This window comes from Paenibacillus rhizovicinus, assembly GCF_010365285.1.
Taxonomy (GTDB): domain Bacteria; phylum Bacillota; class Bacilli; order Paenibacillales; family Paenibacillaceae; genus Paenibacillus_Z; species Paenibacillus_Z rhizovicinus.
Genome location: NZ_CP048286.1, coordinates 2,017,477 through 2,038,290, shown reverse-complemented (window position 1 = coordinate 2,038,290; position 20,814 = coordinate 2,017,477). Strand labels below are relative to the sequence as shown.

Below are 20,814 nucleotides of genomic sequence, written 5' to 3'. Positions count from 1 at the left end.
AATCCATGCGAGTACGAATTGTAGACATGCCGGAAATGAAAGCGGCGGTCATTCGCTCGGAGATGAACGGGAAGTCCACGCGCGACGCCTGGCATCGCAATCGCGAACTGCTCGAGGGCCATTCGGCTGTGAAAAACAAGGATTACGGCTTGGTGTTTATCCCGGAGTGGCAATGGGCGACCGGCGTGCGCGAACTGTGGACCGGCGTCGAAGTGAGCGGATTCGAGGGACTGCCCGCAGACTTGGAGACGATCACGATTCCGGCGCGCACGTATGCGAAGTTGACCGTCCGCGGAGACATCGGCGGGCTGGATGAAGCCTACGGTTTCCTGTCGCAATGGTTTGAACGGGAAGGCATCGAGAGAGATGTATCCGAAGGCTCGTTCGGCTTCGAAGCGAATCGGCTGAAGCCGGTCAATCCGTTCGACATTCCCCGTTCGGAGATCAAATTCGTCGACTATGATATCTACGCGCCCATCAAGAGCGGACAAGCAGTTGAGGCGGATCGTTTCCCGCGTATTGAAAGCTTCGAAATGAAAGCACTCCCGGCAAGGCGCGTCGTCGGCATCGAGCGGTTCGTTCGGCAGCAGGAGGGAGAAAATCCGCAAACCGTCATACCGGCCATATGGGAGGAGTTCCACCGTCTTAGCAACGGTTGGAAGGACATTCGCGCCTGCGGCGAATCCTACGGGCTCTTCACGTACGAGCCGCCTTTCGGTGCCGGCCAGAATTTCTTGTATTTGGCCTGCGTTGAAGCGGCGGAGGATGATCATGCGCCTGTTCCGGAAGGGATGACGGAGCGTTTTATACCCGCGAACGAATTCGCTGTCGTTGCTTATCGAGGGCCGTTGTCTTGCATTCATGAGGCATGGGGCTTCTTTCACGGCAGCTGGCGTTCGCAGCAGAGCGAGTTCGAGGTGGTCGATGCATTCGAGTATGAGCGTTATGACGCGAGATTTATAGGTCCGGACAGCGAGGAATCCGTCATCGAGCTGCATTTTCCGGTCGTTCGTGCCGAACGGGCGGCGCCGCTGACCGACAAGCGTGTTTTCGATGAGAAAGGCGGCTTCGAACTGCAGGATCTGCGGAACGCGAAAGTCCATATGGCCTGCTTCAAAGGTGCCGAGTTCCATGGCGTCGACATGCGGGATGCGTCGCTCGTTCACGTGAATTTCGTCAACTCGGCGTGGGAGCATATCTACTTCTCGAATGTGCATATCCGTCATACGCAGCTTGGCGGAACGGTGTTCGAACACATCGCGCGCCCGCAGGCGGATGTGAGTCGTTTCGAAGAGGAAGCGGGGACGGACGGCTGGGTCAACGTGGAGCCGGTCGTCTTCCGCGACAGCGACTTAAGCCGGGCCGTCTTCGACAACTGCGAACTGAACGGCGTCGACATCCGCGGCTGCCGGCTGGAAGGCATGACGATCGACGGCATTCCGGTGACCGAGCTGTTGGCCGGTTACAGGGCAGCGAAGAAGTCCGAAAGCTGAGGAAAAGTTAGGATGGAGACAGCGGTAGGCGAAGGGACGATGCCGTTGTATGACGCAACTGCTTAGTTGCATTGGGATGATTCCGGTAGACATACCATTCTTAGTAGAGTTCAAGTTAATTCAAAATAACCTATAGGCAACAATAGGGGCGCAAACACGACTATGTGTTTGCGCCTCATATTGTAATCTGAATTTAAAGTAATATTAAAGCAAAGTTTTCAGAAAATCCTTATCTGCTTTTAAAAACGTTTGATGGAAATAGTAATGCGTTATCTACGTACAGCATAAGAAGCTACCTGCGATGTTGGTTTTGGTTCTATAAACAACTTTTTATATCGGGAATTTACAACAAATAAATATATATATGGTAAAATATCTAGGTCTACAGGAGTGCTTATTAATATATATCGAAAGAATTAGGGGGGATGTAAGTGAACGAGGTAGATCTTTACGTGGAGCTAATTGATGACAAAACTGCATCAAGGATACTAAAAGAGTTTTCGGAAACCGTACCAGGCTTTAAAAGTCCCAATTTGCAGCAAAAGAAGGCGCATATTCGGAATATTTTTAAGGGACAGACCACAAATATACGTAAGAAACGAGGCGTCAAGGGAAACCCACTATACAGTCATTTATCTAATTACAAGAGTCAAGAGAATGATGAACTGTTTGGGAAAATGGATGCGAAAACAATGTTTCGTGTTCTATATAGCAATAAAATGATTCCTGATTATATCAAATTTGCATTAGCGCAACTTTATCAGTTAGAGGCTCTTAAAGAGAAGCTTCCGTTGATGGTTCAGAATCTAGAAGAGAATAAACCATTATTTGCTTTTGAAACGGGTTTTGAAACCCAAGAAGAAGCAGAACGTTATTTGCGTGAAAACTCAAGGTTTATCGGAGAGGAGGGCCTTAATCTTTTTCTCATTGACTTAAAAAAGCATTTTGCAAAAGATGAGTTGGAGTGTTTAGTAAATTTAGAAAAAATAATTTCTGAGTTGACTCTTCTTGAATTTGAAAACAAGAAATATGAATTTTATGATGAGCCTGAATATCTATTATACTATGCTTTTCTTGCCACACATCCCGAGTTAACTACGGATATCCGCTTAGGTATGATTTTGCATGTTGCGTATACCTTTGCAAAGGAATACCGATTGAAAGATGACTTGGTTCAGTCACGATTTGAACAGTTGGAACTCGATATCAAGCTACTAACACAGAATTTAGCAGATTACGAAATGATTAAGGAGAAAGCTAAGGAGTATGATAGGGATAAAAGGCTATTTGAAAAAGAGAAAAAGGAATCAAGCGTATTAATTCAAAACTTGAATAATGAAATGACAAGCCTTAGCAACGAATATGTTATGAAAATGGACACACAGAAACAAGAAAATGAACGGGTCATAAAGGAATTGAAGTTAGAATTTCAAGAATTACAAAACCAGCTAAATATTAGTAAACAAAAGGTTGAAAACATAAATTTTGAATTTAGTGGTGAAAGTCCATTTCAGGAGTTTGCTGTTGTTTACACAGGTGAGAATGAGCTCTTTAGACAATTCTTTCCGGAGATCGTCTCTTTTCCGCTCAAAGATTGGAATCAAAAGAAGAACATACTGACAAAGTTCACTAAGGTGTTTTTCCAGCGAGACGGTTTAAATTCTTCTATGATTTACAATATTCAAGAATATTGTGCGAAGAATAAGATTGAACCAAAATACTTTATCGCAAGAAACATGAAAGAGTTGTTTGAACGTATATCTCATGAAAAGTTTCAATTACTGGAGGTTTAAGGGAAATGATTGATATTGATAGGAACTTGAAATTACAACTTCAGGAATGCAGCTCGAACTACTTGTTGGGAGTATTGGCCTCAGATCCTATAGACTTCCCAAACTTGGGTGAAGATCCCAATGAAGCGGTAACGATTACTAAGAATGGATATAAAATATGTTTCTTTGTTAGACCCATCAGTTCCCAACCCGAACCTATTATTGAATTGGATCATTATACCCGTGACACGGGATTCTCCACTCATTATATAGGTTTCGAGGAATCATTCCCGCGTAATCTTATGCCGGGTAATGTTACATATACAACAGATGTGGAAAACAAATTAAAGAAGGTAAGAGAACGCCTTGAAAATAAAATTATTGTCTTTCGCCCGAAAATATCGATTACAAATGAGGGAAAGATTTTTAAGAATCTAGAGATTATTTCTCTTGAAGATGTGGAAGTTGATCTCAATACTGAATACGTACCGGTTCCAGTTACTTCTGATATGCGGAAATTCGAAGAATCACTAAAGGAATCAAGGCTTATACTGTTCAAGGATTTCCATCACAGTATGTTTCAGCCAGATTACGTGATCTGTGATGATTATATTTATGCATTTAAAGAAGGTTGGAAGAAAGACCCGGGAAAAAAGAACGGATGGTTACAATCCTCACCAAGAGAAGTTCTCAAAATAAAAGTGGATGCTTCGAAACTTAGACAACGGCAAGTTATTGCCAGCCCAGATAATTTAGTGTTTATTGATGAAGGATATTTAATAGAGCTTCATGAGAGATTTTCAAGTGAAGGACAAGGCATCTATTCAGTTTCCGAAGAACCACTTGAAGAAGTCGCAATACCGATTGTAGTATTGGCTGATCAAAATCATGAATTTGGTGAACAAGCAGTTAAATCGATATTACCGCAGATTCCTACTGATGCACAAAGGCTAGAACAGCTGTTTCTTTTGGATCTCCAGAACAATGCATTAACAAAAAAACTATGTTATGAGCGAGAAGATCTGATAAACTTCCATATCAGTATTAAGACAAATCCAATAACTATACTTTCTGGAATGAGCGGTACAGGGAAGAGCCAGCTTGCGTTACAATATGCCAAAACGTTGGGGTTGTCCAAACAGGCTGGCACTTTACTTGTTTTACCAATTAGTCCATCCTTTACTGAACCAGAAGACCTAATAGGTTTTCATAATTCGGGTACCGGGTTATATGTACCGTCGGAAACAGGGTTGGTGGATTTTCTGATTCATGCCAAGAACAATAAAACGCAAATGCATATGGTCATCTTTGATGAAATGAATTTATCACAAGTTGAATATTGGTTTGCTCCCTTTATATCTCTGCTTGAACTAGATGAAGACGACAGTTACAGACAACTTAAACTTTGGAGCCAGGATGCCGTTTGTCATAATTCAGCTAAATACCCTGCATCGATTGAGATTGGAGATAATGTAATTTTCATTGGTACAGCAAATATGGATGAAACAACTAAGGACTTTTCAGATCGTTTATTGGACAGAGCCAATATTGTAACACCGAGAAAAATGAAGTTTACTTCTCACAAAAAATCAATAGCAGAAAGTTTTGAGCAAGAGTTCACGAATGATAATTTTATGGAGCTATATCGCAATCGGAATACGTACCGTTCTTGGAATTTTAATCGTAATGCTTGGTCTGCATTTAACGACTCTGAGCTAGAATTCTTTGATCGGTTACATGACACTGTTCAAAGTTTTGATAAACAAAAAGGAGTGTCTTTTCGTGCATTGGAACGGATAGGCTTATTTTTAAATAACATTCCAGTGGACGAAAGTGGTGAGCCCTCTATTAAACGGGAAGATGCGATGGATTTACAGGTCAAACAAAGAATTCTAACTAAAATTAGAGGCTCAGCAGAGCACTTCGGTGATTTAATCGGTTCTCTTACAACACGTGACGGATTGCCTCAAGGAAGCGAGTTATATGAGCATTTCACCTCGGACTTGGCTGCAACAATTAGCCACTTTACCTTGTCGATAGATGAAATCAAGCGTAAGGCGAGGGAGTTGCATATCAATGACTATGCCTCCTAGAGTATTTCTCTCGATAAGGAAGCATAAGCAGGCGGAGTGGTCCCAAGACAAAGAACTTTTACTGCATCCGAAGGGTCAGTTTAGGGGCGAACCTTTGTCGGTAAACGAATTCGAGGGAATCCAGTTTCGCTTTGAATCTTTCGACCCAAATGATAGGATGCTTGTAGAAAAGTTTGATACAGAATCGCTTGAAGAGATAAAGCCCGGGGGGAGTATCCTCATTACAAAGCAAGGTGACTCGGATGAGATGCTTGTTCCGGGTGACTACCCTGTACTGGTTGAAACAGCATCTGGTGGATTTGAATCGCTTTACCGAATAGAACCGAAAAATATGAATTGGAACCAATTATTGAATTTACGTAGTTATTTGGAAATGAAACTTACAGGATTATCATTTGACCTTCTAAAGAGGCGCAGTGGAACATTTGTAGATGAGAATGATCAAATACCTCATGCATTAAAGATATACCAGCATATTCAGAAAAGTTTTAACAAGCTTCGTCACAACCTTAATGGAATTGTAGCTAATCCAATTCGGGATGTACTCCAGGTATATGGACCTCGAAATTTTTCTCGCAAACCAGATGCTAAAAGTCAAAGATGGCTGTCGAAGCGTGGTTCTGCAAAAAATACAAATTTTTTGATGCCAACTTACTTCTACGAGAAACACACTCACCTAACTGAAGATATTTTGGAAAACCAGTGGGTCAAGTACGTACTTAAGAAGACGAAGTTAGCATTAAAGCAATTACAAGTAATGTTTGAACGGAGTCGTTCTGATCAGAAATCAAAAATAAATAAGAAGAGATCAGAAGTTGTTAGTTATCAAGGAAGAAGAGCCCGAATTGGCAGTGCGTTTGGTTATGATTCCAGGAAATGGGAGTTAAACAAATTAATCTCTCAAGGTGAGAAGGATATCTTACATCTGGAAAAAGGACTTGAAAAAATAGATAACAATTTGTTTGAACTAAACAAAATGGTTACTCACTTTTCCCGATATGAGCAAGATGAATGTCTATCTAAAGTGAGTGATCGCCTTATTCACAAAAAACCGACTTTAAGGCTGCTAAAGGATTCGAGATATGCGGGTATTTATCGTTTTTATCAGAGCTTGAATACGCTACAAAAGAAAGACATTTCGGTAAAACAGGTGGTGTTTCCGTATAAAAAAACCTCATTATTATTTGAATACTTTGTACTGTGTCTGATTATCGAAAGCCTTGAAGAAAATAGATTCAGCTGGTCTGGGGGGTGGCTTGCCGATGAGAGCGACCCTGCCACAATGATAGGAGGACTTACCTCTGAAACTGTACTTCGCTTTGAAAGAAATAATGGTGAATTTTATATAGAACTCGCCTATGATACTCAAATTTTGGATCCTATTGATGAAACCATAAGTCATTTCAAGGCCAATATCAATAGAGCTCCTGATTTTCGAATATCGCTTTATAAAAATGATGGAGAGTTTTTGAATACACTTATTGTGGATGCCAAGTACCGTCATTACTCTTATCTTTGGGATGAACACGAAGACAATGATGTGATGAAGCAGTTATCAGACTATCTCCGAATTTGGCATTATGATGTGAATAAGCCTGTCAGATACCGGTTGAATCGCTCGGCAGTGAGTAAAGTGGTCGCAGTTTATCCAAAGCAACAAGGATTTAATCCATTCTTTGAGAAAAACGATAAGACACTCGCATTTGTGCAAGTGGAGCCGACAGACCCTGTTTCGGGGAAGAGATCCTATGGTTTTGATAAGCTTAATGAATTAATTTGCGAATTTTTAGAGTCATCACTAGAAACTGAGGAACTTCATATGGGGGTGACGTGATTGAATAATCAAGAGGACTTTCAAAGACTACTAAAGAAAGAATACCTTTTAGGTCCGGAAGTCATGATGGTCAATCAAGTTGGAATAAACTACTATTCAGGAACCAAAAGCTCCGCTTTCTACGAGTTATGGGGGGAAAAAGAAATTTTTAGACTGCTTATACTTAGGCCATCGTCTAATTTATTTGCCTCCAAATTTGTAGGAAAAAACCATCTTATCTTTCTATTAATCGTTGAGGATGACCAACTAATTGGTGGATTTGTTTCTTTGCAAGAAAACATGTTGGAACAATTAACAAGTGTGTTGCACAATCTTAATGAGAAAAGCTTAAAAGAGCTAGAGGATTTATGGTCTTTATTTGTTAAGGATCACTATGCGCAGTTGCCTACAGACAATATCAGGTGAAGTCAAGTAAATCAAGGTATGTCCATTCACGGTGAAGTCGATCTTCAACCCAAAAGAATTGATTCTACAGAGCTTTAATAATCATTTGTTTTTCAAACATCATTGGAGGGTTAAATTTTGCCCTCCAAGTACAATTATTTAAAATTCCAGGTGAATACTCAATAATACATCAAATTCCAATGGGGAATATTCCAAATCAATAGATTACACTGTCAACCTAACATGACCTTCTAGCACAATAATGTCTAATATGCTTTAATTAATCGTTTCGACTCACACGACTTGAACACATCGGGCTCTATCGCGTACACTGGTAGAGTAGCCGCATCGCAGCGGCGATCACCGAAGGAGCGTGCATAAGCATGGCGAAGAGTTTGGCGCGCAAGCGCATGGAGAAACGAATGCGGCAGGGTAGTTTGGATCCGAGGCAGCAGCGGGGAAATTGGAACGGCGTGAAGCCGGTGACGAGAATCAAACCGGATAAACGGAAATACGCGTATCCCAAGAATGACGATGATCGAGGCTTTAAGCCGGCTATTGCGGTTTAAAGGTTGGATCATCGTCATTCTTTTCGTTAAGGGATGGACTGGCCGGGCTGCGGCAGGCAAAGCGGGCCAGCGATTCGGACTCATTGGACGCGGATCGCATATACGACCGATGTATCGCCCGCGGAATATTTTCCGTCGGCTGACGTCCAATAGGCTGAAATGCCGTAGTAATAGAGCCCTGGCTCCGTCGGCGCATGGTAACGGCCGCCGGTCAGCGGAACGCCGCTTCCGGCGCGATTCTCGAAATATTGCGTGACTTCCACTTTGGCGGGGATTGGTTTGTAGGCGAAAGAAACGTCGATGGGCGCTCCCGCCTTGACGACGGCCGCAGTGGCATTCAGCGATGTGTCATAGCCGCCGGCATAATCGGCGCAGCCCCGGTTGCCCCAGCAATACGTGCTCTGTTTGGTAGGGATGGCATTCCCGTCGGAGACGACGAAGGGCTGCGGGATTTCGTCCTTGTGCGGATCGAAGACCGCGTGCAATTGCCTCGAGGCGAAAGCTTTCAATTTGGCCGCTTCGAAGAAGCCGGCCAAGGCGCATACGGCGATTGCGGCAATCGTTGCCGCGCCGATGATTTGACGAGAATTACGCAATGGAAACAACCTCCTGTCCTAATTACTAGACGACTCCCCTATTAGAAAGGTTCCACTTCGGCAATGCCGTGAAAGCTATTGCTTCATGGTAACAAGATGGGCTATGATCGAGACATTCATTCATCTAAGACGGGAGTTGTGGGTCATATGGAGGTTTCCGAATCCTTGCATGGTGCATCTGTGGCGGAAGTTAAGCGGGGATATACGTATCACGGCGAAACAGATACCTATTATTGCCTCGTCTGCGGCGAATCGTTCGAAGAGGGAATCATCTATAACGTAAACGATCGGCTGATGGAAGCCCATAAAGCGGTGGAGCGGCATATCGGCGCGGTGCACGGCTCGATGCTGGACGTGCTGCTGGAGCTGGACAAGAAGACGACGGGCCTGACTGATCTGCAGAAACAACTGATCGGCTTGTTCGCCTCCGGCAAAACGGATGCCGAGACGCTGGAGCTGACGGGAGGCGGAAGCGCCTCTACGATTCGCAATCACCGGTTCGCGCTGAAGGAGCGGGCGAAGCAGGCCAAGCTGTTCCTAGCGATCATCGAGCTGATGGACGGCGGACTGGATCAAGCGGCGAGAGCCGTTCCGGTACGCCGGAATACCGTGATCGCGGACGAGCGTTACGCGCTGACGCCGGAGGAATACAAGGCGCTGCTCGATAAATATTTGCCGCAAGGGCTGGAAGGTCCTCTCAACGGTCTGCCTCGCAAAGAGAAACGCAGAATCGCGCTGCTTCGCCATATTGCGACCGTATTCAAGAAGGGGCGCAAATACAAGGAAGCGGAGGTCGATGAGCTGCTGCTGCGGTTTTTGCCGGAGGATCACGAGACGCTGCGTCATCAAATGGTGGATTACGGCTTCCTGCTCAGGGAAGAGAGCGGGAACGGATACCGGCTGAATATATAGCGGACGGGTAGGATTGAAAGGAGATTAGCGATGAATCGGCGCAAAGAATTGCAAAACGAGTTCGGCGTGAAACAGCGGACGATGGGCGTGTTCCAAATCGTCAACGGGCGCAACGGGAAGCGCTACGTCGCCTCTTCGCCGACGCTTGATTCCGCTTGGCAGCGGGAGAAGTTCATGCTCGACACGGGCAGTCATATCAACTCCGCGCTGCAGAGCGAATACAAGGAGCAAGCGGGCGCGGCGTTTGATTTTGAAATATTGGAGAAGCTGGAATTCGGCGATGAGGCAGGCAAGGAAGGTTCTGACGGTCAGGACGGCCAGGACGGCCGGGATAGTAATGGGGCAGAGCAGCCGGCAGCCGGCGTTCTGAACCGCAGTACGGTGCTGTCCTATCGGAACGCGCTGAAGAAGCTGGAGCGGAAATGGCTGGACGAGTTGAAACCGTACGAGCCGGCGGGCTACAATCGCCCGCCGGCGGACGTATAACGAAATGGCTGGCGGCCAGATGCGGAGATGAGCGAATCCGATCTGGCTGCCTCTTTTTGCGAAAGAAGTCGAAAAATAATTCTGACAATTTAACCGGATACCTGTTGACACGAAAGGGGCTGGCGGGTATTATCAGATTTAAATCATAGTAAGTCGATAGGAAAAGAGTAATTAAATCTTTTCTTCTTCATCCACCGGATTACCGGAGAGACCAATCATCGAAAGATGAGTGCGTCTCTTTTTTTATCGCCATTTTCTGTGATTGCTACCCATTTCGAAGTTGGAGGTCATGTCTATGCAATCGTTTCATGTCCGTAAACAAGTCAGAAAGATCGCTTTAACCGCCGCCGCCCTGCTGCTTGCTTCATCGCTCGTGCTGTCGGGATGCGCGGAGAAAAAGACCGCCGCCGCGAGCAAGGACGGCAGCGGATTGGAAGTGTCGGAGCTGCGCTATCAAGGCTCGGTCGGCAGCGTCTCGTTCCCGGAATTGGCGGATGACCTCGGTTATCTGGCGCCGCTCAAGCTGAAGTACATCGGGAACACGATCAGCGGCCCGCAGGATATCCAGTCGGTCGTTACCGGGGACACCGACTTCGGCGGCGCCTTCAACGGCGCGGTCGTCAAGCTGCTCGCCGCCAAGGCGCCGATCAAATCGGTTATTTCCTACTATGGCGTGGACGATCAAACGTGGACCGGGTATTACGTGCTGGACGACAGCCCGATCAAGTCGGCGAAGGACCTCATCGGCAAGAAAATCGCGGTGAATACGCTCGGCGCGCATCATGAATTCGTAATCAAGGAGTATTTGCACCGGGCAGGGCTGACGGCGGATGAGATCAAGCAAGTGACGCTCGTCGTCGTGCCTCCCGTGACGACGGAGCAGACGCTGCGCGCCAAGCAAATCGACGTCGCGGCGCTCGGCGGCATTCTTCGGGATTCGGCCCTGGAGCGCGGCGGCATCCATCCGCTGTTCAAGGATCGGGATTTGTTCGGCAATTTCAGCGCCGGCACGTACGTGCTGACCGACAAGTTCATCAAGAAGAATCCGAAGGCCGCCCGCAAATTCGTGGAGGCGACGGCCAAAGCGATCGAATGGGCGCGCACGACGCCGCGGGAAGAGGTCGTCGCCAGGTTTACGAAGATCATCGAGAACCGCGGACGCAAGGAAGACGCCAAGGCCGTGCAGTTCTGGAAGAGCACGGGCGTCGCGGGCAAGGGCGGGCTGATTGCCGATCAGGAGTTTCAGACGTGGATCGATTGGCTCGTGAAGGAAGGCACGTTGAAGGAAGGCCAGCTGCAGGCCAAAGACCTGTACACGAACGAGTTCAACCCGTACGCGGGCGAAGCGAAGTAAAGGAGAGGATTGCCGTGTCCACAGCCAAAATCAGCCTGCAGCATGTGAGCAAGTCGTTCCGCATCAACCGCAATCTGACGCATCTGAAAGAAAACCAGCAGCCGGTATCGGCGCTGCAGGATATTAGCCTGGAAGTCAGACAGGGAGAGTTCATGGTCATCGTCGGACCGAGCGGCTGCGGGAAGTCGACGCTGCTGGATTTGCTCGCGGGGCTCACCAAGCCGAACAACGGCCAAATTTTGCTGGACGGAAGGCCGATCGAAGGACCGGATCTCGACCGGGGAATCGTTTTCCAGCAGTATGCGCTGTTTCCGTGGAAGACGGCGCTCGCCAACGTGGAGTTCGGCTTGGAAACGAAAGGCGTTCCCCGCAGGGAGCGGAAGGAGACGGCACGGGAATTTATCCGGCTCGTGGGATTGGCGGGCTTCGAGCACCGCTATCCGCATGAGCTCTCCGGCGGGATGAAGCAGCGCATCGCGATTGCCCGCAGTTTGGCTTACGACCCCGAGGTGCTGCTCATGGATGAGCCGTTCGCGGCGCTCGATGCCCAGACCCGCGAGACGCTCCAGAGCGAGCTGCTGCGGATCTGGGAAGCGACGAGGAAAACGATTATTTTCATCACGCACGGCATCGAAGAAGCGGTCTATCTCGGACAGCGGGTGGCGGTCATGACGTCCAGGCCGGGCAGAATCAAGGAAATCATCGAGGTGCCCTTCGAGGCCAGAACGTCGGAGGAGGATCTGCGGTCGAATCCCGAATTCGTACGCATCCGCCATCAAATCTGGGATTTGCTCAAGGATGAGGTAACGCTCGCGCAGGAGCAGGAGAAGAGCAAGAGCCTCGGTGCCGGGAACAAGAAAACGCATGGCAAAGGAGTGACAGCGAATGGCTAACGTAAATGCCGGCGCGGGAGAAGCGATTGCCCGCCCCCGGTTGGAGGCGGAGCTCGCGGTACAGAGACGGAGCGGCGCTTGGACGCATGCGGTAACGGCTTTCGCAAGGCAGGCGCTGCGCAAGTCCATCGTCATTATCGCGTTCCTCGCGCTTTGGGAAATCGCGCCGCGCGCGGGCTTCGTGGACCGGACGTTCTTCCCGCCGTTATCGAACGTGCTTGATGCATGGTGGCAGATGCTGCTCTCTGGCGACTTGGCGGCACATACGGAGGCGAGCCTGAAGCGGTCGATCGGCGGATTTCTGCTGGCCGTCGTCATCAGCGTCCCCGTGGGGCTTGCCATCGGATGGTGGAAGCCGGTGGCGGCCTACCTGAACCCGCTGCTGGAGGTGATGCGGAATACGGCTCCGCTGGCGATTCTCCCCGTCTTCATTCTGCTGCTGGGACTAGGCGAACCGTCGAAAATCTCGATCGTCTTCTATGCCTGCTTCTTCCCCTTGCTGCTCAATACGATCAGCGGCGTGAAGAACGTGGACCCGCTGCTTATCAAGTCCGCGCGTTCCATGGGGCTGTCGTCGTTGGCGCTGTTTCGCAAAGTGATCGTGCCCGCGGCGCTCCCGACGATCTTCGTCGGCATTCGGCAATCCGGCGCGGCATCGATTCTCGTGCTCGTGGCAGCCGAGATGGTCGGAGCCAAAGAAGGGCTGGGGTATTTGATCCAATACGCGCAGTTCAGCTTTCAAATTCCGCAAATGTACGCAGGCATTCTGAGCATCTCCGTGATCGGCCTCGTTCTTAATTACACGCTGGTATTCATCGAGCGCCGTTTGACGGCTTGGAAGCAGACGTACGGGGAATGACCGATGCGGAACAGAGCAAAGACAAAGATCCATGGAGAGGCGAGTGAGCGAGGATGAGCAAGCACAATAAGCAAATGAATTTGAACGTATTCATCATGAATGCCGGGCACCATGAGGCATCGTGGCGGTACCCTGGAACGGAGCCGCACAACATTACGGATATCGCATATTTCAAACGCATCGCCCGGATCGCCGAGGACGCGAAATTCGATTCGCTCTTCCTGGCGGACGGCCTGGCCGTAAGCAAAAACATCAAGCACGGCGCCTTCGTCGGACTCGAGCCGTTCACGCTGTTGTCGGCGCTTGCTTCCGTCACGGAACACATCGGCCTGATCGGCACGGTTTCGACGACGTACAACGAGCCTTTTCACGTCGCTCGCAAGTTCGCTTCATTAGATCACATCAGCAAAGGCCGCGCCGGATGGAACATCGTTACGTCGGGGAGCGAGTTCGAAGCGAGCAATTTCAGCCAGGACGCTCACTTGGAGCATCACAAACGCTACGAGCGTGCGCGCGAGTTTCTGGAAGTGGCGACCGGCTTGTGGGACAGCTGGGAAGACGACGCCGTCATCATCGACCGGGAGGCGGGCGTGTTCGCGGAGCCGGGCAAAGTGCGGGCCATCGAGCATGCCGGCGATACGTTCAAAGTGCGCGGGCCGCTGAACATTCCGCGTTCGCCGCAGGGGTACCCCGTTCTCGTGCAGGCCGGTTCGTCCGAGGACGGCAAAGAATTCGCCGCGCAGTACGCGGAGGCGATCTTCACCGCGCAGCAGACGCTGAAGGAAGCGCAGCAATTCTACGCCGACGTGAAGGCGCGGGCGGCCCGGCATGGCCGGAACCCGGATCATTTGAAAATCCTGCCCGGCATCTGCGCGGTAATCGGCGCGACAGAGTCCGAGGCCAAAGAGAAAGAACAGGCGCTGAACGAGCTGACCGTGCCGGAATACGGGCTGAATCAGCTCTCGAACATGCTTGGCGTGGATCTGTTCAAGTATCCGCTCGACGGGCCGCTGCCGGAACTGCCGAACGTCAGCCAAATCAACGGCAATAAGAGCCGGTTCCAGCTCGTGGCCGATCTGGCGCGGCGGGATCAATTGACGATCCGCCAGCTGATTCACCGTCTTGCCGGCGGACGCGGCCACCGGGTATTCGCCGGAACGGCGGTGCAGGTCGCGGACCAGCTGGAAGAATGGTTCAAGCAGGGAGGCAGCGACGGCTTCAACGTCATGCCGCCGTACTTGCCCGCGGGGCTGGAAGAATTCGCGTCGCAGGTCGTGCCGGAGCTGCAGCGCAGGGGCTTGTTCCGTACGGAGTATCAGGAGCGTACGCTGCGCGGGCATTTCGGTCTCGGACGTCCGCTCAATCAGTTCTCGACGGCGGCGCGGCTGTTGGAATACGAGGCGAAATAGACGAAGGCGTGCTTGGATCGGGTATTCGGAGAGAACAGAGCAAAGCAAAGAGCGAAGAATTCAAGCAGCGATCAAGACAGAGATCGAAGCAGTGAATCGAGGAGGAGTAGGAGATGGGCTTGCAGTTGAATGGCAAGACGGCGATCGTAACGGGAGGCAGCGCCGGCATTGGGCTTGCGATCGCAAAGTCGTTTTACGCGGAAGGGAGCAATGTGGTCATTGCGGCGCGGGATAAGGGACGCCTGGAAGCTGCCCGCGAAGCGATACGGTCTCAAGCGGGCGTGAAGGGCGAGCCGCGGATCGTTGCCGTTCAAGTCGATTTGCGCGAGGCGGATGCGGTGCAGCAGGTCGTCGGGACGGCGCTGGAGACGTTCGGCAGCGTCGATATTCTCATTAACAATGCCGGTTCGGCCAAGGCGGGCTCGTTCCTGGATTTGAACGACGGCGCCTTTACCGAGACGTGGAATTTGAAGCTGCTCGGGTATATCCGCGCGGTTCGGGCGGTGCTGCCGCATTTCATCAAACAGGGCGCGGGCAGCATCGTCAATATCGTCGGCGGCGCGGGACGGACGCCGTCCCCGCTGTTTCTGCCCGGCGGCACGACCAATGCCGCGCTGCTTAACTTTGCCAAAGGCATCTCGAAGGAGCTGGCGAAGAGCGGCATCCGCATCAACTCCGTCTCGCCGGGCTTGACGGCGACGGAGCGGGCGGAAGTGCTGGGGCAGCAGCAAGCGGAAGCCAAGGGCATTTCCGTCGCGCAGCACAAAGCCGAGAGCGCCGCGGCGATTCCTCTTGGCCGGATCGTCGAGCCGCAGGAAATCGCGGACATCGTGCTGTTCCTCGCTTCGGCCAAGGCCGCGTCCATTACCGGCGCGGAGATCGTCGTCGACGGCGGCCAGCAGCCCGGCGTTTAAGCCGGCGGTAGAACGCGCTGGCGCAATATAGCGCTAGCGTAATGCTAGCAAACAAACATACTTAGCGGAAGCGAAGCGTTCGCAGCGAGTCCAGGACTCGCGTGGAAGATAAGCAGGTAGTATCGCCAAAAACGAAGCGTATGCTTTCGAAGCGAGTTTTTGACTCGCGTGGAAGATAAGCAGTTAGTATCGCCAAAAACGAAGCGTATGCTTTCGAAGCGAGTTTTTGACTCGCGTGGAAGATAAGCAGTTAGTATCGCCAAAAACTTTTAATAGGAGGTTTTTTCATGAGTCATGTTCACAATGAGGCGGTTGCCGGCAAGTCGTTCGAGGTGCGCAGGGTGTCAGGCAGAATCGGTGCCGAGATTAGAGGCGTGACGCTCTCTTCGCAGCTTGACGGTGAAACGGTCAGCTTCATCCGCGAGGCGCTGCTGAAGCATAAGGTCATTTTCTTCCGCGGCCAGTCGCAGCTGGATGACGAAGGCCAAGAGGCGTTCGCGAAGCTGCTCGGAAACCCTGTCGCCCATCCGACCGTTCCGATCAAACAAGGGACAGACTACGTGCTGGAGCTGAATTCGCAGCATGGCGGCCGTGCCGACTCTTGGCATACGGACGTGACTTTCGTCGACGCGTATCCGGAAGCCTCCATCCTCCGCGCGGTCGTCGTGCCGGAAGCCGGCGGCGATACGGTCTGGGCGAATACGGCGGCTGCCTACGACAATCTGCCGGAAGATCTGCGCAAGCTTGTGGACGGCCTGTGGGCAGTGCATTCCAACGAGTACGATTATGCCGCATATCGCAACAGGGCTTCCGTGTCCGAAGAAGCGGACCGCAGATACCGCGAAGTCTTCGTCTCCACGCTGTACGAGACGGAGCATCCGCTCGTGCGGGTCCATCCGGAAACCGGGGAGCGCACGCTTGTCCTGGGCCATTTCGTGCGGAGGATTCTCGGCCTATCGTCCGCGGATTCCGCGCAATTATTCGCGCTGCTGCAGCGCCATATCACGAGCCTGGAAAATACGGTCCGCTGGCGCTGGGAAGCAGGCGACGTCGTCATCTGGGACAATCGGGCGACGCAGCATTACGCGGTGAACGACTACGGCGATCAGCACCGCATTGTCCGCCGGGTGACGATCGACGGCGACGTGCCGGTCGGCATCGACGGCCGCCGGAGCGTCACGCGCAAGAAAACCGTGAATGCGCCGCAGCCGCAGCAGGTCGCCGAACAAGCATCCGGACAGGCGTCCGAACCTGCGTCGGAATCAGCGCAAGGGCAAGCATCGGCGTAGTAGCAGCGGGAGGATAAGCAAGGACAGGCGCCTACGATAGGCGCCTTTGTTCATGTACTGTACCCGGTACACTACAAGGTAGGAAAACCGGTGAATTCGCGGCATGTAGTGCACCCGGTACGCTGCACAGTAGGAAATAACGCCTTCAAGGGATTCCCCTTCCACCGTCACAGATGGCGGAAGGGGATAAACTTGGAGGTGTTTTTTGGCGTGTCAAGCTCCATTCAGCAATATGAACGGGGGCTCCCTGAAACGAGAACGGTTATGTATAATAATGGAACCGCAGTAAAAGCGAAGGCGCATCTAGGTCGTTCGCAATTAAATTTGGATTTTCGCACAAAGGAACGGAACCATTTTCCGGCCCGATCGTCTACTTTCCGAGGTGAACATGTTGCAGTTCGATTATTTGAAACACGTGACGGACGGCTTGGACCGCGATGCGGTGCTGAATGAGCTTATGACCGCGTACGGCAAGGATGTCTGGAACTTCGCCTATTTCATCACGCACTCCAGAGAGATGGCGGACGATATCGCCCAGGACGTCTTCGTGAAAGTGTATCAGCAGCTTTACGAATTCCGGGGACAATCGTCGATCAAAACATGGCTGCTGGCCATTACCCGCAATACGGCGCGCGACGTGCTGCGGTCGGCCTGGGTGAGACGCGTAGTGCTGTTCGACGTCTTTCATTCGCATACCGAAACTTCGCCTTCGGCGGAGCGGGAGAGCATGGACAAGCTGATGGCCGAGGAAATATGGGCGGTCGTCTTGAAGCTGCCGCGAAAGCTGCGGGAAGTGCTCCTGATGAACAGCCATTACGGCCTCTCCATGAAAGAAATGGCGGACGTGCTTCATGTATCGATCGGCACCGTGAAGTCGAGATTGCACCGCGCGCGAACGGCGGTCAATCGCAGGCTGACCCAGGAGTCGCTGTGGAACGGGGAGGAAGAATGGACATGAAGGAACCGGCCAACGAATGGGAACGCCGCCTTGCCGGCCAACCTCCCGTCAAGAATGGGTTCACCTCGGATCTTGAACGTAAAGTGAGGGAACGCATCCGGATGAGTACAACCAAACGACGCGCGCCGCTTCGGGCAGCCGCCGCGCTGATGAGTATCGTAATCTTGCTAGGCTGCGGCTGGTGGTTCAGGGACGATTGGAAGGATTGGCTGCGCCCGGCCGCGCATTCCGATGTACCGGCTGCGCTGAACAAGGATCCGCTGGCGGATAAGGAATACACGCTGAAGGTGCTTCAATTTAACGGATACGAGAACAACTTTGAATACAGCGTCAAGAAGCCGTTCATCATCCGTCACCCGAGCGTGAAGCTCGAGATGGATTACGCGGCTGCGGATTTGATGCGGGATCCCGCGAAGTTCGAGGACTGGATGGAGCAGGAGCAGCCGGATATCCTGCAGCTGCCGATTGATTTGTATCAGAAGCTTGCCGCCGACGGGAAGCTTAAGCCGCTGGATGTGCTGGCGAAACAAAGCAAGTTTGATTTGGGCGCTTTCCATAAGCCGGTTATTGACTATCTGCGGCTGGAAGGCGGGAATGGCGAGTTGTATGGGCTGGTCTCCGACTTCTCGACGATGGCGCTCTACGTGAACGAAGATTTATTCGCTGCGCACGGCGTCCCGCTGCCGGAAGGTCCGCTGACGATGGAGCAGATTTTGCAGCTGGCCGCGCGTTTCCAAGGTACGGGGGTTGGCGGTCTGCAGACGACCGATAGTACGAATAAATACAGCTTAGTTCAGCTGATCGGACAATCGGAGGGCTTGCAGACCATACAAGGCACGGAAGGGAATCTGAAGGCGACCGTCAACACGGAAGCGTGGAAGAAGGTATGGGAAACGGTTGCCGCTGGATACCGGGATAGATGGATCACGGAGGCGAAGCCGGTTAATTATGGCGGCAAGAGCGAGATCAGCATGAAGGATATCGCCAAGCAGGACCCCTTCGTTCAAAGCCAAGTGGCGATGACGATTCGGCCAAGCTTCTACTCGAGCAATCTGGAATACGACGAGCAGGGCAGTGCCATGAAAGCCAATTGGTCCACGATTCCGATTCAATTGGCTCCTTCCGCCACCAATCAGAATGCCTTCTTGAATATGAATACCGTGTATGCAATCAACGCAACTTCGTCGCAGGCGGATGCGGCGTGGGAGGTGCTTCGGTTCACGGCTAGCGGCGCCTGGGCTCAGAATATGGATCCGGCATCCGTTCTCGGGGACCGCTTGTTCGCGAATAAGAGCTTAATGGACGAAGCGTCCGTCAAGCATTGGCAAGCCTTCTATGAGACGGAAGTCGATCCGGAGCAAGCGGCTGCGAGCGCCAAGTTCGCGTCGGGTAAAGGCGCTTCGCAGGCGGTAGCCGCGCTTTACAAGCTTGGCGGGGCGGAGATGGACAAAATCAGGCAGCAATCCGTATCAGTCGAAGCGGCGCTGGATGACCTTCAACAACAGCTGAATGCTCAGCTCGCCTCGCTTGGCAAGGAGGGACAGCCATGAGGACGAGATTGCAAGGGCGGGATAAGGCGCGGGCTGTCGTCTTCGCCTTCCTGGCGTTGATATTGGCGGCACTTCTGCTCGGCGGCTGCATGAATAACGCCGATGCGAATGCTGATCAATCGGAGCAGAAGACGATCGTCATCGGCATTCATGATAAGGGCGCCTATTACAGCTCGTATGGAGATTTTATCTCGGCGGCATTTCCCGATTTGAAGGTAGAGCTCGTGGAGATGGACCCGGACTACGCCCATCCGATAGCTAAGGCGCAATACGAGCAGAAGCTGAAGGACGAGAAGCCGGATCTGCTGGTCGGGTACGACATTCGCTATAAACAGCTTGCCGCCGATGGCTTATTGACGGATCTGACCACTCGGATGATGGACAGCAAGATGAAGGAGGACGACTTCTATCCCGGCATGTTCGAGAAGCTGAAGCGTGATGGGGATGGCAGCTTGTTCGCGGTATCGCCGATTCTGCAAGCTTCCGTACTCTATTACAACGCGGATTTATTTCGCAAGTACAACATTCCGCTGCCGCAGAACGGCATGACGATGACGGACGTGATGCAGCTCGCCAGCCAGTTCGCGCGAGCCGGCAGCAACAAGGACGGCATCGTCGGTTACCATCAGCCGCTAAGCAGCATGCCGAATAATTTGCTGTATACGCTGTCTTACAAGGAAGGCAACGCGCCATGGCCGTATAACTTCCAGACGGGCAAGGTGACCGTGGATACGCCGGCGTGGCGCAGTATCATCAAGACGGTCATCGACCTCTACAAGAACGGGACCTTCAAGATGCAGGACATCAAAGGAGAAAGCAAGGACGGCGAAGTCTGGTACGGACCGGACGCCGTGAGCGAAGCGGACTTGTTCAAGCAAGGAAAGTCGGCCTTGACGATCGCGAGCTATAATGAAATGAACGGAATGCCGTTCGAGGTCGGCTCCGTTACCCCGCCCGTAAGTCCGGTCGATAATCGTTCCTCGGATATGGGGATTTACAATTACATGGCGATTCCGGCAGGCGCCGAGCATGCGGATACGGCCTGGGAGGTGACGGCTTTCATGTTGAGCGATTACATGGCTAAAGTGAGGTCGGGCCTTCAGGATCAATACGTGCTTCCGACCCGCAAAAGCTATATGAAGTACGATCACAATCCTATCCTGCCGCAGCTCTACGAGATCCTGCCGAGCATCGATCAATCCTATCCGAACGAAGGCTACGATCCTAAATTCATGCCGATGTTCAACGACCTGGAAGATCGCGAAATTACGGCTGCCGTTAATGGCGAGAAGAGCGTCGAAGCGGCTATCGCAACGATGCAGAAGGAAGGACAGGCGCTAATGGATGCGGCAAAACCGAAGAAATAAGCGCCGAATCCGGGCGGCAGCGCTGTTCATTTTCGCCTGGAATATGGTATAGTTAGGAAAGATCAGCCTACAGGCAAAAGGA

Annotated in this window: 18 protein-coding genes; 17 read left to right on the top strand and 1 reads right to left on the bottom strand. The window is 51.4% G+C overall.

Annotation, left to right across the window (positions count from 1 at the left end; translation table 11 throughout):
- Nucleotides 1-5: 5 nt before the first annotated feature.
- The 6 genes from GZH47_RS09355 (at nt 6) to GZH47_RS09330 (ending at nt 8,145) form a co-directional block, all read left to right on the top strand.
- Nucleotides 6-1,493, top strand: a complete 1,488-nt coding sequence (locus tag GZH47_RS09355; protein WP_162639851.1) for an effector binding domain-containing protein — start codon at nt 6-8, stop codon at nt 1,491-1,493.
- A gap of 431 nt (nt 1,494-1,924) precedes the next feature.
- Entirely contained in the window at nt 1,925-3,286 is a 1,362-nt protein-coding gene (locus tag GZH47_RS09350; protein ID WP_162639850.1) for a hypothetical protein, read from the top strand.
- Nucleotides 3,287-3,291: 5 nt separating this feature from the next.
- Entirely contained in the window at nt 3,292-5,358 is a 2,067-nt protein-coding gene (locus GZH47_RS09345) for an McrB family protein (protein WP_162639849.1), read from the top strand.
- Entirely contained in the window at nt 5,342-7,192 is a 1,851-nt protein-coding gene (locus tag GZH47_RS09340) for a DUF2357 domain-containing protein (protein ID WP_162639848.1), read from the top strand. Before GZH47_RS09345 ends, GZH47_RS09340 begins: the two co-directional genes overlap by 17 nt.
- On the top strand, nt 7,193-7,597 hold the full coding sequence (locus tag GZH47_RS09335; RefSeq protein WP_162639847.1) for a hypothetical protein: 405 nt from the start codon (nt 7,193-7,195) through the stop codon (nt 7,595-7,597).
- A gap of 362 nt (nt 7,598-7,959) precedes the next feature.
- Complete coding sequence (locus tag GZH47_RS09330) at nt 7,960-8,145, top strand: hypothetical protein (RefSeq protein ID WP_162639846.1); 186 nt, start codon at nt 7,960-7,962, stop codon at nt 8,143-8,145.
- A gap of 80 nt (nt 8,146-8,225) precedes the next feature.
- On the opposite strand, the gene GZH47_RS09325 is transcribed toward GZH47_RS09330, so the two are convergent.
- Complete coding sequence (locus tag GZH47_RS09325) at nt 8,226-8,741, bottom strand: hypothetical protein (RefSeq protein ID WP_162639845.1); 516 nt, start codon at nt 8,739-8,741, stop codon at nt 8,226-8,228.
- A 165-nt stretch (nt 8,742-8,906) separates the two neighbouring features.
- On the opposite strand from GZH47_RS09325, the gene GZH47_RS09320 reads away from it, so the two are divergent.
- The 11 genes from GZH47_RS09320 to GZH47_RS09270 all read left to right on the top strand — a co-directional run bounded on the left by GZH47_RS09320 (nt 8,907) and on the right by GZH47_RS09270 (nt 20,732).
- The gene (locus tag GZH47_RS09320) at nt 8,907-9,653 is read left to right on the top strand and encodes a DUF2087 domain-containing protein (RefSeq protein WP_225446409.1); all 747 of its coding nucleotides are present in this window, start codon (nt 8,907-8,909) and stop codon (nt 9,651-9,653) included.
- Between the two features lie 30 nt (nt 9,654-9,683).
- Complete coding sequence (locus tag GZH47_RS09315; protein ID WP_162639843.1) at nt 9,684-10,139, top strand: GIY-YIG nuclease family protein; 456 nt, start codon at nt 9,684-9,686, stop codon at nt 10,137-10,139.
- A gap of 295 nt (nt 10,140-10,434) precedes the next feature.
- The gene (locus tag GZH47_RS09310; RefSeq protein WP_162639842.1) at nt 10,435-11,493 is read left to right on the top strand and encodes an ABC transporter substrate-binding protein; all 1,059 of its coding nucleotides are present in this window, start codon (nt 10,435-10,437) and stop codon (nt 11,491-11,493) included.
- Nucleotides 11,494-11,507: 14 nt separating this feature from the next.
- Nucleotides 11,508-12,386, top strand: coding sequence for an ABC transporter ATP-binding protein (locus GZH47_RS09305; RefSeq protein ID WP_162639841.1), 879 nt, complete (start codon nt 11,508-11,510; stop codon nt 12,384-12,386).
- Nucleotides 12,379-13,245 (top strand): ABC transporter permease, encoded by an 867-nt coding sequence (locus GZH47_RS09300; protein ID WP_162639840.1) that lies wholly within the window; start codon nt 12,379-12,381, stop codon nt 13,243-13,245. The genes GZH47_RS09305 and GZH47_RS09300 overlap by 8 nt, the downstream gene beginning before the upstream one ends.
- A 53-nt stretch (nt 13,246-13,298) precedes the next feature.
- Complete coding sequence (locus GZH47_RS09295; RefSeq protein WP_162639839.1) at nt 13,299-14,654, top strand: LLM class flavin-dependent oxidoreductase; 1,356 nt, start codon at nt 13,299-13,301, stop codon at nt 14,652-14,654.
- 113 nt (nt 14,655-14,767) lie between these two features.
- Entirely contained in the window at nt 14,768-15,568 is an 801-nt protein-coding gene (locus GZH47_RS09290) for an SDR family oxidoreductase (protein ID WP_162639838.1), read from the top strand.
- 287 nt (nt 15,569-15,855) lie between these two features.
- A complete protein-coding gene (locus GZH47_RS09285) occupies nt 15,856-16,857 on the top strand; it encodes a TauD/TfdA dioxygenase family protein (protein ID WP_162639837.1) in 1,002 nt (333 codons plus the stop codon).
- Nucleotides 16,858-17,245: 388 nt separating this feature from the next.
- The gene (locus tag GZH47_RS09280; protein WP_162639836.1) at nt 17,246-17,815 is read left to right on the top strand and encodes an RNA polymerase sigma factor; all 570 of its coding nucleotides are present in this window, start codon (nt 17,246-17,248) and stop codon (nt 17,813-17,815) included.
- Nucleotides 17,812-19,365, top strand: a complete 1,554-nt coding sequence (locus GZH47_RS09275; protein WP_162639835.1) for an ABC transporter substrate-binding protein — start codon at nt 17,812-17,814, stop codon at nt 19,363-19,365. The genes GZH47_RS09280 and GZH47_RS09275 overlap by 4 nt, the downstream gene beginning before the upstream one ends.
- Nucleotides 19,362-20,732, top strand: a complete 1,371-nt coding sequence (locus tag GZH47_RS09270; protein WP_162639834.1) for an extracellular solute-binding protein — start codon at nt 19,362-19,364, stop codon at nt 20,730-20,732. The genes GZH47_RS09275 and GZH47_RS09270 overlap by 4 nt, the downstream gene beginning before the upstream one ends.
- Nucleotides 20,733-20,814 lie beyond the last annotated feature (82 nt).

What these genes read in the sequence shown, in the direction of transcription:
- GZH47_RS09355 (WP_162639851.1), top strand. Translation starts at nt 6, where the DNA reads ATGCGAGTACGAATTGTAGACATGCCGGAAATGAAAGCGGCGGTCATT.
- GZH47_RS09345 (WP_162639849.1), top strand. Translation starts at nt 3,292, where the DNA reads ATGATTGATATTGATAGGAACTTGAAATTACAACTTCAGGAATGCAGC.
- GZH47_RS09340 (WP_162639848.1), top strand. Translation starts at nt 5,342, where the DNA reads ATGACTATGCCTCCTAGAGTATTTCTCTCGATAAGGAAGCATAAGCAG.
- GZH47_RS09330 (WP_162639846.1), top strand. Translation starts at nt 7,960, where the DNA reads ATGGCGAAGAGTTTGGCGCGCAAGCGCATGGAGAAACGAATGCGGCAG.
- GZH47_RS09315 (WP_162639843.1), top strand. Translation starts at nt 9,684, where the DNA reads ATGAATCGGCGCAAAGAATTGCAAAACGAGTTCGGCGTGAAACAGCGG.
- GZH47_RS09310 (WP_162639842.1), top strand. Translation starts at nt 10,435, where the DNA reads ATGCAATCGTTTCATGTCCGTAAACAAGTCAGAAAGATCGCTTTAACC.
- GZH47_RS09300 (WP_162639840.1), top strand. Translation starts at nt 12,379, where the DNA reads ATGGCTAACGTAAATGCCGGCGCGGGAGAAGCGATTGCCCGCCCCCGG.
- GZH47_RS09295 (WP_162639839.1), top strand. Translation starts at nt 13,299, where the DNA reads ATGAGCAAGCACAATAAGCAAATGAATTTGAACGTATTCATCATGAAT.
- GZH47_RS09290 (WP_162639838.1), top strand. Translation starts at nt 14,768, where the DNA reads ATGGGCTTGCAGTTGAATGGCAAGACGGCGATCGTAACGGGAGGCAGC.
- GZH47_RS09285 (WP_162639837.1), top strand. Translation starts at nt 15,856, where the DNA reads ATGAGTCATGTTCACAATGAGGCGGTTGCCGGCAAGTCGTTCGAGGTG.
- GZH47_RS09280 (WP_162639836.1), top strand. Translation starts at nt 17,246, where the DNA reads ATGTTGCAGTTCGATTATTTGAAACACGTGACGGACGGCTTGGACCGC.
- GZH47_RS09275 (WP_162639835.1), top strand. Translation starts at nt 17,812, where the DNA reads ATGAAGGAACCGGCCAACGAATGGGAACGCCGCCTTGCCGGCCAACCT.
- GZH47_RS09270 (WP_162639834.1), top strand. Translation starts at nt 19,362, where the DNA reads ATGAGGACGAGATTGCAAGGGCGGGATAAGGCGCGGGCTGTCGTCTTC.